General features: G+C 69.5%; 8 protein-coding genes. 1 reads left to right on the plus strand and 7 read right to left on the minus strand.

Features of this window, described 5'->3' with window-relative positions; all coding sequences use genetic code 11:
* Positions 1–29: 29 nt before the first annotated feature.
* The 4 genes from VI238_RS03875 to VI238_RS03890 form a co-directional block, all read right to left on the minus strand.
* Positions 30–1,637, minus strand: coding sequence for a carboxyl transferase domain-containing protein (locus VI238_RS03875; protein WP_331648642.1), 1,608 nt, complete (start codon positions 1,635–1,637; stop codon positions 30–32).
* A gap of 152 nt (positions 1,638–1,789) precedes the next feature.
* On the minus strand, positions 1,790–2,500 hold the full coding sequence (locus VI238_RS03880; RefSeq protein ID WP_331648644.1) for a plastocyanin/azurin family copper-binding protein: 711 nt from the start codon (positions 2,498–2,500) through the stop codon (positions 1,790–1,792).
* Positions 2,501–2,728: 228 nt separating this feature from the next.
* A complete protein-coding gene (locus VI238_RS03885; RefSeq protein WP_331648646.1) occupies positions 2,729–3,232 on the minus strand; it encodes a hypothetical protein in 504 nt (167 codons plus the stop codon).
* Positions 3,233–3,409: 177 nt separating this feature from the next.
* The gene (locus tag VI238_RS03890; protein ID WP_331648648.1) at positions 3,410–4,582 is read right to left on the minus strand and encodes a thiolase family protein; all 1,173 of its coding nucleotides are present in this window, start codon (positions 4,580–4,582) and stop codon (positions 3,410–3,412) included.
* A gap of 186 nt (positions 4,583–4,768) precedes the next feature.
* Here VI238_RS03890 and VI238_RS03895 point away from each other — a divergent pair, with 186 nt between their 5' ends.
* Positions 4,769–8,536: a two-component regulator propeller domain-containing protein gene (locus VI238_RS03895; protein WP_331648650.1), complete on the plus strand. Its 3,768-nt coding sequence runs from the start codon at positions 4,769–4,771 to the stop codon at positions 8,534–8,536.
* A 204-nt stretch (positions 8,537–8,740) separates the two neighbouring features.
* On the opposite strand, the gene VI238_RS03900 is transcribed toward VI238_RS03895, so the two are convergent.
* The 3 genes from VI238_RS03900 to VI238_RS03910 form a co-directional block, all read right to left on the minus strand.
* Positions 8,741–10,270: a DUF3369 domain-containing protein gene (locus VI238_RS03900; protein WP_331648651.1), complete on the minus strand. Its 1,530-nt coding sequence runs from the start codon at positions 10,268–10,270 to the stop codon at positions 8,741–8,743.
* Between the two features lie 82 nt (positions 10,271–10,352).
* Positions 10,353–11,510 (minus strand): isovaleryl-CoA dehydrogenase, encoded by a 1,158-nt coding sequence (locus VI238_RS03905; protein ID WP_331648653.1) that lies wholly within the window; start codon positions 11,508–11,510, stop codon positions 10,353–10,355.
* Positions 11,511–11,863: 353 nt separating this feature from the next.
* On the minus strand, positions 11,864–12,967 hold the full coding sequence (locus VI238_RS03910; protein ID WP_331648655.1) for a Glu/Leu/Phe/Val dehydrogenase dimerization domain-containing protein: 1,104 nt from the start codon (positions 12,965–12,967) through the stop codon (positions 11,864–11,866).
* Positions 12,968–12,986: the final 19 nt, after the last annotated feature.

Below are 12,986 nucleotides of genomic sequence, written 5' to 3' on the forward strand. Positions count from 1 at the left end.
GCCGGGCGGCGCGCGGCGGCTCCGGACCGCTACATGCGGAAGACGCCGAAGCGGCCTTGCTCGATCGGAGCGTTGAGGCTCGCCGACAGCGCGAGGCCGAGCACGCGGCGCGTGTCGGCGGGATCGATGATGCCGTCGTCCCACAGGCGCGCGGTCGCGTAGTAGGGATGGCCCTGGCGCTCGTACTGCTCGCGGATCGGCGCCTTGAAGGCGTCTTCCTCGTCCTTCGGCCATTGCTTGCCCGCGGCTTCGAGTCCGTCGCGGCGCACGGTCGCGAGAACGCTCGCGGCCTGTTCGCCACCCATGACGGAAATGCGCGCGTTCGGCCACATCCATAGGAAGCGCGGCTGGTAGCCGCGACCGCACATCGCGTAGTTGCCGGCGCCGAAACTGCCGCCGATGACGACGGTGAACTTCGGTACGTGCGAACACGCGACCGCGGTGACCATCTTCGCGCCGTCCTTGGCGATGCCGGCCTGCTCGTACTTCTTGCCGACCATGAAGCCGGTGATGTTCTGCAGGAAGACGAGCGGCACGTTGCGCTGGTTGCACAGCTCGACGAAATGCGCGCCCTTGAGCGCGCTTTCGGCGAACAGGATGCCGTTGTTGGCGACAATGCCGACGGGATAGCCGTGCACGTGGGCGAACCCGGTGACGAGCGTCTTGCCGTAGCGCGCCTTGAACTCCTGCAGCTCCGAACCGTCGACGATGCGCGCGATCACCTCGCGGATGTCGAACGGGATTCGCGTGTCGCGTGGCACGCAACCGTAGAGCTCCTCGGCGGCATACAGCGGCTCGCGCGGCTCGCGCAGCGCAAGCGCGACGTCCTTGCGACGGTTCAGGCTCGCGACGATGCCGCGCGCGATGTCGAGCGCGTGCGCGTCGTTCTCGGCGAAGTGGTCGGCGACGCCGGAGATCGACGTGTGCACGTCGGCGCCGCCGAGCGTCTCGGCGTCGACGACCTCGCCGGTCGCCGCCTTCACGAGCGGCGGGCCACCGAGGAAGATCGTGCCCTGTTCCTTGACGATGATCGTCTCGTCGCTCATCGCCGGCACGTAGGCGCCGCCCGCGGTGCACGAACCCATCACGACGGCGATCTGCGGGATGCCGAGCGCACTCATGCGCGCCTGGTTGTAGAAGATGCGTCCGAAATGCTCCTTGTCGGGGAAGACTTCGTCCTGCAACGGCAGGAACGCGCCGCCGGAATCGACGAGGTAGACGCAGGGCAGGCGGTTCTCGAGCGCGACTTCCTGCGCGCGCAGGTGCTTCTTCACCGTCATCGGGAAGTAGGTGCCGCCCTTCACGGTGGCGTCGTTGGCGATGACGAGGACTTCGACGCCGTGCACGCGGCCGATGCCCGCGATCAAGCCCGCGCACGGCGCGGCGTCGTCGTACATGCCGTGCGCCGCGAGCGGCGACAGCTCGAGGAACGGCGAGCCCGCGTCGAGCAGCGCGCGGACGCGTTCGCGCGGCAGCAGCTTGCCGCGCTCGGTGTGCTTCGCGCGCGCCTTGTCGCCGCCGCCGAGGGCCGCCTTCGCCATCTGTGCGCGCAAGTCGTCCACGGTCGCGCGCAGTTGCGACGCGTTGGCCTGGAACTCGGGAGAACGGAGGTCGAGCTGCGAACGGAGCTGCGGCATGGGCGATCGTCGCGGGAGCGGAATCGCACGATGTAAGCACAGCGCGGGATCGCAAGCCAGTCTTGCCCGCGGCGCGCGTTTGCGCTGCGGTGATCGGACGATCCGCCGCAGCGGCGCTCGGCGCCGATGCGGCGGATGCGTGCGCGCCTACGTCACGGGCAGGTGATGCCCGCCGGTTGCGTCACGCGCAGCAACGGCATCGTGCCGCTGCCGTAGCCGGGGACGGTCGAATTCCATGCGACCTGGCCGTGCCCGCAGTCCGTGAAGGTGAACGTGAGCGTGCCCCACGGCGTGTTCTGCACCTGGCTCGGATCGAAGTTCGGCGGGAAGCGGCCACCCGGCCCGTCGATCGTCGTGACGGTGACCACCGCACTGCTGCCGCTGATCGGGCCGACGCCGCCGATCCACGACTGGCCGCCGTCCGGCGCGAAGGTGTAGCCCTCGGCGAGCAGGTTGTTGCCGGGCAGGACCTCGATGCCGAAACCCATCGAGCCGGTCGCGCCGGAATCGACCCAGGTGCCCGTGAAGCCGCTCGTGATCGGCACGTTGTTGCCGCCGCCGCCGCCCTCGACCGTGATCGTGCCGGTCATGCCCGAATCGGCATGCACGTCGCAGGTGTAGGGGAACGCGCCGGCTGCATTGAAGGTGACGGTCGCGCTCCACGAACTGTTCGAAGGCGTGCCGTCGCCGCTGCCGTCGCCGTCGCAGCCGTTGGCGCAGCGGAACGAGCCGTCTTGCGCGTGCACGTTGTGGAAACCGCCGGCATTGGTGAACGTCACGCTGTCGCCGACGGCGATCGTGAGTTCGCGCGGCGAGAACCGCAGGCCGCTTCCGCCGACGGTGACCGTGTGCGTGGCTGCCATGGCCGGCATCGCGCAGGCGAGCGACAGCGCGGCTGGCAGCGCTTTCCGGAAATGCGAGTGCATCGATGGATCTCCCATTGGTGTGTCCGTGGGTAGGTACCGATGCGGCGCGGGAAGGTTGCGCGCGAGCGCTCGCCGGTCGGCGCGCGCATCGCGGGTTCCGAAAACGCGACCGGCCGCGCGAGGCGGCCGGTGCGTTACAGCGGGGCGCGCCGGAGCGCGCCGGGATCACTCTTTCTTCTTGGCCGCTTCGGTGGCCGCGTCCTTCGCGTCCTTCGCGGTCTCGGCGACGTCGTGGCCGACTTCCTTCGCGCCTTCCTTGACCTCATGGCCGGCGGCCTTCATCGCCGCACCCGTCGCTTCGGCACCGTCCTTGATCATCGCGCCCGCATTCGCGGCGGCTTCCTTGGTCGCATCGGCGGCCTTGGCCGCGGCGTCCTTGGCTTCCTCGGCGGCGCTCTTCGAAGCATCCGCTGCCTGCTGCGCGGCATCGCTCACCGCGGTGTTCGCGGTCGCGGCGGCCTGCTTGGCGGCTTCGGCCGCCTGCTGCGCGGCGGCGGCCGTCGCGTCGGCGGCCTTCTTCGCGGCAGCCTGCGCGTCGGCGGCCGCCTGCTGGGTGGCGGCGGCGGCCTTGTCGGCGGCTTCCTGCGCCTGCTTCTGCGAATCGTCGCACGCGGACAGCGTGGCGATGAGGGCCGCACCGAGCGCGAACTTCAGGATCTTGCTGGTCATATGGTCTGCCTCCTCCCGTTTGAAGGCCGACGGCCTGCCTTGGCAGCCCCTGCGGCCCGGATATGCGGAACACGAACGTCCGCGACGTTTGAATCGCGGCGATTCTAGCAGGCGTTCAGGTTGGGGGCGCATCGGGCGGCCGTGCCGCCGCCCGATCCCGTGCGATCGGAACCGCGGTCAGAGCCGCTCGATCGCGATCGCGGTCGCTTCGCCGCCGCCGATGCACAGCGACGCGACGCCACGCCGGCCGCCGCGCGCGATCAGCGCGTGCAGCAGCGTCACGACGAGGCGCGCGCCCGACGCACCGATCGGATGGCCGAGTGCGGTCGCGCCGCCGTTGACGTTGAGCTTGTCGTGCGCGATGCCGAGGTCCTTCATCGGCGCCATCGCGACGACGGCGAACGCCTCGTTGACCTCGAACAGGTCGACGTCCTCGACCTTCCAGCCGACCTTCTTCAGCAAGGCATCGATCGCGCCGACCGGCGCGGTCGTGAACCATTCCGGTGCCTGCGACAGTGTGGTGTGGCCGACGATGCGCGCGAGCGGCTTCAGGCCCCGCTTCGCCGCGGCGTCGGCGCTCATGACCACGGTCGCGGCGGCGCCGTCGGAAATGCTCGACGAGCTCGCCGCGGTCACCGTGCCGTCCTTGCGGAACGCGGGCTTGAGCGTCGGGACTTTCGCGGCGTCGGACTTGCCCGGCTGCTCGTCGGTCGCGACTTCGACCTCGCCCTTGCGCGTGGCGACTTTGACCGGAACGATCTCCGCCGCGAACGCGCCCGACGCGATCGCCGCCTGCGCGCGACGCACCGACTCGATCGCGTAGGCGTCCTGTGCCTCGCGCGTGAAGCCGTACTTGTCGGCGGTCGCATCGGCGAACACGCCCATCGCCTGGCCGTCATAGGGATTGGTCAGGCCGTCCCACGCCATGTGGTCGACGAGCTTCGCGTCGCCGTAGCGCAGGCCACCGCGCGCGGACACCATGTGCGGCGCGTTCGTCATCGACTCCATGCCGCCGGCGACGACGATCTCGGCCGAACCGGCCTTGACGAGGTCGTGCGCGAGCATGATCGCCTTCATGCCCGAGCCGCACACCTTGTTGATCGTCGTGCAGCCGGTCGATTTGGGCAGGCCCGCCGCCAGCGATGCCTGGCGCGCGGGCGCCTGGCCGAGGTTCGCCGGCAGCACGCAACCCATGATGACTTCGGAAACGTCGGCAGGCGCCACGCCCGCCTGTTCGACCGCGGCCTGGATCGCGGCCGCGCCGAGTGTCGGCGTCGGCACGCCGGTGAACTGGCCGAGCATGGAACCGATCGCGGTGCGCTTGGCGCCGACGATGACGATATCGGACATGGAATCCTCCGGATGGATGACGATCGGCGCAGGGCCGGGTGAGATCCCGATTATGCGCGCCCTGCTGCGCTGCGACAATTGCGTGCCACGGCGTCGTCCTTGTGTTCCGCGCGCGCGGCGAGCTAGCCTCGTCCCAGGCATGACGGGGGGCACCGCGCGGTGCGACGGGCAGCATGCTGGATCGCGATGGCCGTGCTGGCGTGTGCCGGCGCGGGAGCGCGTGCGCAGGGTCGCGACAATCACGGCGTCGAGCGCGTCCGCTTCCGCAACATCGGCGTCGAGCAAGGCCTGTCGCAGGCGAGTGGCGTCGATATCGCGCAGGACCGCCACGGCTTCATCTGGGTCGCGACCCAGGACGGACTCGACCGCTTCGACGGCTACGGCTTTCGCGTGTACAAGCACGACCGCGGCGACCCGTCCTCGCTCGCCGCGAACAACGTGCATCGCCTGCTCGTCGATCGGCGCGGGCGGCTCTGGGTCGGTACGACGAGCGGTGGCCTCAGCCGCTACGACGAACGCCTCGACCGTTTCGACAACTTCATCCCCGATGCCTCGCGCGCCGACGCGATCGGCAGCGAATACGTCAGCGCGCTGCTCGAGGACGCCGCGGGAACCCTGTGGGTCGCGACGCGCAACCACGGCCTGCAGCACCACGACGAGGCGCACGGCACCTTCGTCGACTCGCGTTGCCGCAACGATGCGCTGCGACGCCCGAACGCGCTCGCCGCGCATGCGGGCGGCCACCTGCTCGTCGGCACCGCGAGCGGCCTGTTCGAGTGCGACCCGGCCGATGGCACGCTGCGCGAGTGGACGTCGCGGAGCGGTGCGCACCTGGCGGTCCGCACGATCGTCGCGACCGGAACCGGCGAGGTGTGGCTCACTGCGATCAAGCAGGGCCTGTACCGCTTCGGCAGCGACGGCGAGGAGATCGAGCACTACGACGCGCAGACGTCGCCGTCGCTCGACGACACCGACCTGACCGGACTGCACGTCGATCGCCATGGCGCGATCTGGTTCGGCAGCGAGAACGCGGGCCTGTCGCGGCTCAATCCGCGGACGCGCCGGCTGGAGACGTTCACGCACGCACCCGAGCAACCCGGCTCACTCGCGGGCAACCGCGCCTTCAGCCTGTTCGAGGACCGCGACGGCCAGATCTGGGTCGGCACCTGGAGCAATGGCATCAGCGTGTTCGATCCGCGCGCGGCCGGGTTCGTGTCGGTGCACACGGGCGGTGGCGGCCGCTCGCTGCCGGGTGCGTCCGTGCTCTCCGTTCTCGCCGACGACGACGGCACGTTCTGGTTCAGCACCGCGGAGAACGGCGGCCTCAGCCATTTCGATCTCGAAGACGGGTTGCTCGAGCATTTCGTGCACGATCCGCGCAATCCCGCCAGCCTCGCACACAACTTCGTCGTCTCGACCTTGCGCGGGCGCGACGGCTCGCTGTGGATCGCCACGCGCGGCGGCGGCCTCGACCGCCTGCGTCCGCACGCGAGCGCGTTCGAGCATTTCCAGCACGACCCTGCCGATCCGCGCAGCATCGCATCGGATTCCCTCCTGCGCCTGTACTTCGACGATGCCAACACGCTCTGGGTCGGCACCACCGACAACGGCGTCGACGCGTTGTGCGACGGCTGCAGCGCATTTCGCCACTACGCCCACGTCGACGGCGTCGACGACAGTCTCGCACCGGGCGGCGTGTACGCGATCCTCCCGGACGGCCATGGCCGCCTGTGGCTCGGCACGGAGCGCGGCGGGCTCGCGCTGCTCGATCCCGCAAGCGGGCGCGTGCGCCACTTCGCGAGCGACCCGCGCAACCCGGCGTCGCTGCCGGCGAACACCGTGACCGACCTCCATCGCGACCGTCGCGGCGAACTCTGGCTCGGCACGCGCGGCGGCGGCCTCGCGCACCTGCTCGACCTCTATCCGGACGGCGCCCGGTTCGAGACGATCGACGCCCACGCGGGGCTCGCCGCGGATGCGATCGGCGGACTCGCCGAGGACGCGCAGGGTCGCATCTGGATGAGCACGACGGTGGGCATCTCGCGCTACGACCCGCGCGACCGCGGCATCGTCAACGTCGGTGCCGACCAGGGTGCGTCCGCGAGCGGCTACTTCATCGGCGCGGTCGATCATGGGCGCGACGGCCGCATCGTGTTCGGCGGGGCGACGGAGGCGACCATCTTCGATCCCGCGCAGATCCCGCCGTTGCCCGTGCCCGAACCCGTGCTCACCGAGTTGCGCCTGTTCAACACACCCGTGCTGCCGCGCTGGCGCGATGCGGATTCCCCGCTCGAACAGGCGCCCTGGAGCGGCGGCAACGTGCGCCTGAACCACCGCCAGAGCATGCTGTCGATCAACTACGGCGCCCCATCGGCGTTCGCGCCCGCCGGATTGCGCTTCGCCTATCGGCTCGACCCGCACGATGCGGACTGGATCGAGACCGACGCCGAGTTGCGCACGGCGACCTACACGCGCCTGCCGCCGGGCGACTACCGCTTCCGCGTGCGCGCGCGTTACCCGGGCCAGCCGTGGGGCGAGAAGGAAGCGACGCTCTCGCTGACCGTCCTGCCTGCGCCGTGGCTGTCCCGTGCGGCCCTCGCGCTGTATGCGGTGTGCGCGGCGATGCTCGCCGCGATCGTCTGGGCGCGCGCGCGCCGCGCGCGGCGCGAGCGCGATGCGGTGCAGGAAACCGTGCGCCAGTCCGAAGAGCGCCTCAAGCTCGCGCTGTGGGGAAGCGGCAGCGAACTGTGGGACATCGATCTCGCGACCGGGCGCATGCATCGCGACAACCAGCTCGAGCATCTCGCGGTCACGCACGAGGTCAGCGAGCACTCGCTGGCGACGTACCGGCCGTTCGTGCACCCGGACGACCTCGAACGCTTCGAGCGCGCGCTCGGCGCGCACCTGTCCGGCCGCCTGCCGACGTTCGAGGCGAGCTACCGAACGCAGGATACGCGGCACGACTGGGTCTGGGTGCTCACGCGCGGCCGCGTCGTGCAGCGCGACGATACCGGTCGCGCGCAGCGCATGAGCGGCACGACGTCCGACATCAACGCGTTGAACCAGGCGCTCGCTGCGTTGCGCACGCTCAACGAGCAGCTCGAGTCGCGCGTCGAGCAACGCACCGCCGCGCTGCAGGACGCCAACCTGGAACTGCGCAGCACGCTCGAGCGGCTCACGCTCGCGCAGCGCCAGCTGTTCGAGGCGGAGAAGCTCGCCTCGCTCGGCGGCCTCGTCGCCGGCATCGCGCACGAGATCAACACGCCGCTCGGCATCGGCGTCACCGCGGCGTCGCACCTGCAGGAGGAAGCGCAGCGCATCTCCCGCATGATCGGCGAGGGTCGGCTCGGCAGCGCCGACCTCGAGGAGTTCCAGCGCACCGCGCGCGAGAGTTCGGACATGATCCTGCGCAACCTGCAGCGCGCGGACCGCCTCGTGAAAAGCTTCAAGCAGGTCGCGGTCGACCAGTCGAGCGAGGACCGGCGCGTGGTCGACCTCGGCGTGTGCCTCAACGAGATCCTCACCACGCTCGGTCCGAGCCTCAAGAAGACCGCGCACCGCGCGCTGCTCGACTGCCCGGCGGGCCTCATCATCGAGACCGCGCCCGGCGCGCTCTACCAGATCGTCACCAACCTCGTGATGAACTCGCTCACGCACGGCTTCGTCGAGGGCGAGCCGGGCACGATCCGCATCGGCGTCACGCTCGAGAACCGCATCGTGCAGATCGATTATCGCGACGACGGCCGCGGCATGGACGACGCCGTGCGCGCGCGCATCTTCGAACCGTTCTTCACCACGCGGCGCGGGCAGGGCGGCTCCGGACTCGGCATGCACATCGTCTACAGCCTCGTCTCGCAGGTGCTGCACGGCCACATCGACTGCGAGAGCGCGCCGGGGCAGGGCACCCGTTTCGTGATCCGCTTCGGCGGCGAAGTGCTGCAGCAGCGTTCGTGACGCGCGGTCGTTCGACGCGCGGCGATGCGCGATTCGAACGCCGGGGCAGGAGAGCATCGCGGCTTCCGCCGCCCCCACGCCAGCGCGGGCGACGAGGCTGCTTGTGGGCGCGGCGGAAGCCGCGATGCGTTTGCGGTGGATCGTGCCCGTCGCGCAGGGCACGACCGTCCCCGTAGGGCGCTACGCGCGCAGCGCGTGCCGCCTTCAATCCGGCAACTCGCGCCGCAATGCGAGCGCTTCGTCCCAGCGCTCGAACAGCCGATCCACGACGTCGGGGTCGAACTTCGTTCCGCGCTGCTCGAGCATGAACGCGCGGATGCGCGCGGAGTCCCATGGATCCTTGTAGCAGCGCCTGCTGCCGAGCGCGTCGAACACGTCGGCGACCATCGTGATGCGTCCGCCGATCGGGATCGCGTCGCCAGCGAGGCCGTTCGGATAGCCGCTGCCGTCCCAGTTCTCGTGATGCGAGGCCGCGATCTCCGCCGCCAGTCGCAGCACCGGACGCTTGGAGTTGCCGAGCAGGCGCGCGCCGAGTTCCGCGTGCGTGCGCATGACGACGGCTTCCTCCGGCGTGTGCGGGCCGGGCTTGTTGAGGATCGTGTCCGGGATGCCGATCTTGCCGATGTCGTGCAGCGGTGCGGCGTAGCGCAGCGTTTCGCAGGTCGTCGCAGGCAGGCCGAGCGCGTGGCCGAGCATCTCGGCGAGCAGGCCGACCCGGTGCACGTGGTTCGCGGTCTCCTGCGAACGGGTCTCGGCGGCGCCCGCGAGCAGGTAGACCATCTCGAGCTGGGACGACAGCAACTCGTCGTTGAGATGGAGGTTGTCGAACGCGATCGACACGTTCGTGCAGAACAGCTCGACGAGCTTGTAGTCGAGCGGCGACAGGTTCCACGCCTCGCCGACGAAGAGCAGGCTTTCCGTCTGGTGGCTGTCGATGAAGTGGAGCACGTAGTGGTCGCGCCCGAACTGGTGGCGCTTGTCGCGATAGGCGTCGCGCATCGACGCCACGATCGCGGGCGGCAACGCCTCGTCGGCGTCGTCGTTCTGCAGGCGTCGGTAGTCGCCGCTCGTGGCGGCGATGCGGAAGCGCTCCGGGTCGGCCTCGCGCCGCCGATCGACCGTGCAGTACAGCGCGCCCCGCTCGAGCCCGACGAGTTCGACCAGCTGGTCGAGCACCGCGTTGGCGAAGTCGCGCGTGTCGCGCCGCGCGAAGATGCGCGCCGAACTGCGGATCACGTTCTCCAGGCCGATGCGGTGCGCCTCGATCGCGCGCATGTCGCGGTATGCGCGCAGCGCCGCGTACATCGTCGTCGCGAGGCGCGATGCGGTGAGTTCGGTCTTTTCCTTGTAATCGTTGATGTCGTAGGCGGCGATGACTTCGTGTTCGGGCGCCTGGCCGGCCTGGCCGGTGCGCAGGACGATGCGCACGAACGGATTGCCCAGCTCCTCGCGGATGCTGCGCACGAGCGCGAGGCCGGCCTGCTCCGATTCCATGACGACGTCGAGCAGCAGCACGGCGACGTCGGGGTGGCGCTCGAGCGCGCGCCGCGCTTCGGCCGCGCTGTGCGCGCTGAGGAATTCGAGCTTGCGCTCGGCGAAGCGGAAGCTGCCGAGCACGAGGCGGGTAACGTCGTGCACCTCGGGCTCGTCGTCCGCGATCAGGATCTTCCACGCGGACGCGTCGTCGCTTGCCCCGATCGAGGAGAACTGCAGGTTGTCGTCCGCTCGGCCCACGCTGCCCCCCGCCAGTGGACGCAGCCAGTGTACTCCTAAGCGCGGGCGCGGGAAGCCCGCTCCACGGAGCGGTTCGGCGCGTTCAGGATTTGCCGTGGAACAGCTCGCGGCCGATCAGCATGCGGCGGATCTCGTTCGTGCCGGCGCCGATTTCATAGAGCTTGGCGTCGCGCAGGATGCGCCCGGTCGGGTACTCGTTGATGTACCCGTTGCCGCCGAGGGACTGGATCGCCTCGAGCGCGACCTGCACGGCGCTGTGCGAGGCGTGCAGCAGGCACGAGGCCGGGTCGATGCGCGACTTCTCGCCGCGGTCGTAGTTCTGCGCGACGAGGTAGGCGTATGCGCGCGACGACTGCAGCGCGGTGAACATGTCGGCGATCTTGCCCTGCATGAGGCCGAACGTGCCGATCGGCGCATTGAACTGCTTGCGCTCGCGCACGTACGGCATCGCGATGTCGAGTGCAGCCTGCATGAGGCCGATCGGTCCGCCCGACAGCACGAGGCGCTCGGTGTCGAGGCCGCTCATGAGCACGCGCACGCCCTCGTTGACCTCGCCGACGCGCTGGCTGTCGGGGATTTCGCAGTCCTCGAACACGAGCTCGCAGGTGTTGCTGCCGCGCATGCCGAGCTTGTCGAGCTTCTGCGCGGTCGAAAAGCCCTTCATGCCCTTCTCGACGAGGAACGCGGTCATGCAGCGCGAACCGGCCGGGCGGTGCGCAGTGCGCATGTAGACGAGCAGCACGTCCGCGTCCGGCCCGTTGGTGATCCACATCTTGGAACCGTTGGCGACCCAGGTGTCGCCGTGCAGCTCGGCACGGCAGGTCATCGAACCGACCACGTCGGAACCTGCGCCCGGCTCGCTCATCGCGAGCGCGCCGACGTACTCGCCGCTGCAGAGCTTGGGCAGGTACTTCTGCTTCTGCTCCTCGCTCGCGTTGTGGTAGATGTTGTTGACGCAGAGGTTCGAATGCGCGCCGTACGAGAGGCCGACCGAGCCCGATGCGCGCGATATCTCTTCCATCGCGACCACGTGCGCGAGGTAGCCGAGGTCCGAGCCACCGTAGTCGCTCGACACGGTGACGCCGAGCAGGCCCATGTCGCCGAGTTTCGCCCACAGGTCGTGCGGGAACGCGTTCTCGCGGTCGATGAGGTCGGCGCGTGGCGCGACCTCCTTGTCGGCGAAAGCGCGCACGCTCTCGCGCAACAGGTCGAGTTCTTCACCGAGGGGGAAAGGGCGCATGGACGGCTGCCGTAGTCCGGAGAATCCCGATAGTAACGGCAGGCACGTTGGCAGCGAAACGGGCTCGGGTCGGCCCGCAGGGATGATCACATTCGCCACGGTACGGCGGACGGTCCGGGGACACAGCGGCGAGCGCGTCGGCACCCGAGCCGCACAACTGGGTGCTGGACGGCCGATGGCTGCCGGATATGCGCACTGAATCCGCGCACGCGGCGCTTCGCGGCGTCGATGTCTACGCGGTGGGACTCGCGCCGTCGGCGCTGCGTCCCACCCTACGTTGGCAAACGTAGCGCGGCTCAGCCGCGCTCGTTGACGCGAAAGTCGCGGCTGGGAAGCCCGATCTTTCGCTACAGTCACTGCCCGCGCATGCGGCCGAGGAAACGCGGGCCGTTGTTGCCCATCGTCGGCAGCTTGATCTTGCCGATCGCGCTGATGCGCTCCTCGGCCATGCGGTCGGCGGCCTTGTAGGTCGGCACGTTGTCGCGCTCGGCGATCTGGAAGATGCGCGACAGGTTGTAGTAGATCGTGCGCATCATGCGCATCGCGCGCTCGCGGTTGTAGCCGTCGATCTCGAGCGAGACGTTCATCACGCCGCCCGCGTTGACCGCGTAGTCCGGCGCGTACAGCACGCCACGCCGGGTCAGCTCGTCGCCGATCGCGTCGGTCGCGAGCTGGTTGTTGGCCGCGCCGCAGACGATCTTCGCCTTGATGCGGTCGATCGTCTTCTCGTTGAGCGTGCCGCCGAGCGCGCACGGGCTGTAGACGTCGGCGTCGACGTCGTAGATCTCGTCGAGGCCGACCGCGGTGCAGCCGTACTCGTCGACCGCGCGCTGCACGAGTTCCTTGTTGATGTCGGTGACGAACACCTTCGCGCCCTGCTCGCGCAGGAGCTTGATGAACTCCATGCCGACGTGGCCGGCGCCCTGCACGGCGTAGCTGTACTTGCCGACGTCCTCGTTGCCGTGCTTCTTGTTGAGCGTCGCCATCAGGCCCTGCAGGGTGCCGTAGGCGGTGAACGGCGACGGGTCGCCCGAGCCGCCGTGCACCTGGTGCACGCCGGTCACGAACTCGGTCTCGCGGAACACCCACTCCATGTCGTTGACGTCGATGCCGACGTCCTCGGCCGTGATGTAGCGGCCGTTGAGCGAGTTGACGAAGCGGCCGAACGCGCGGAACAGCGCCTCGGACTTGTCCTTGCTCGGGTCGCCGATGATCACGGCCTTGCCACCGCCGAGGTTGAGGCCGGCGACCGCGTTCTTGTAGGTCATGCCGCGCGACAGGCGCAGCACGTCGTTGAGCGCTTCCGCCTCGCTCTTGTACGGCCACATGCGCAGGCCGCCGAGGGCGGGGCCGAGCACGCTGTTGTGGATCGCGATGATGGCCTTCAGGCCGGCGTCCTTGCTGTGGCAGAAGACGATCTGCTCATGGCCGGTCTGCGAGACGGTTTCGAAAATCATGGCTGCTCCTGGCGACGCG

Source organism: Dokdonella sp. (genome assembly GCF_036518555.1).
In the GTDB taxonomy this organism is placed as follows: domain Bacteria; phylum Pseudomonadota; class Gammaproteobacteria; order Xanthomonadales; family Rhodanobacteraceae; genus Dokdonella_A.

Bases quoted from the DNA above. Each gene is read 5' to 3' on its own strand.
- VI238_RS03910 (WP_331648655.1), bottom strand. From the start codon at position 12,967: ATGATTTTCGAAACCGTCTCGCAGACCGGCCATGAGCAGATCGTCTTC.
- VI238_RS03880 (WP_331648644.1), bottom strand. From the start codon at position 2,500: ATGGCAGCCACGCACACGGTCACCGTCGGCGGAAGCGGCCTGCGGTTC.
- VI238_RS03895 (WP_331648650.1), top strand. From the start codon at position 4,769: ATGGCCGTGCTGGCGTGTGCCGGCGCGGGAGCGCGTGCGCAGGGTCGC.
- VI238_RS03890 (WP_331648648.1), bottom strand. From the start codon at position 4,582: ATGTCCGATATCGTCATCGTCGGCGCCAAGCGCACCGCGATCGGTTCC.
- VI238_RS03905 (WP_331648653.1), bottom strand. From the start codon at position 11,510: ATGCGCCCTTTCCCCCTCGGTGAAGAACTCGACCTGTTGCGCGAGAGC.
- VI238_RS03885 (WP_331648646.1), bottom strand. From the start codon at position 3,232: ATGACCAGCAAGATCCTGAAGTTCGCGCTCGGTGCGGCCCTCATCGCC.
- VI238_RS03875 (WP_331648642.1), bottom strand. From the start codon at position 1,637: ATGCCGCAGCTCCGTTCGCAGCTCGACCTCCGTTCTCCCGAGTTCCAG.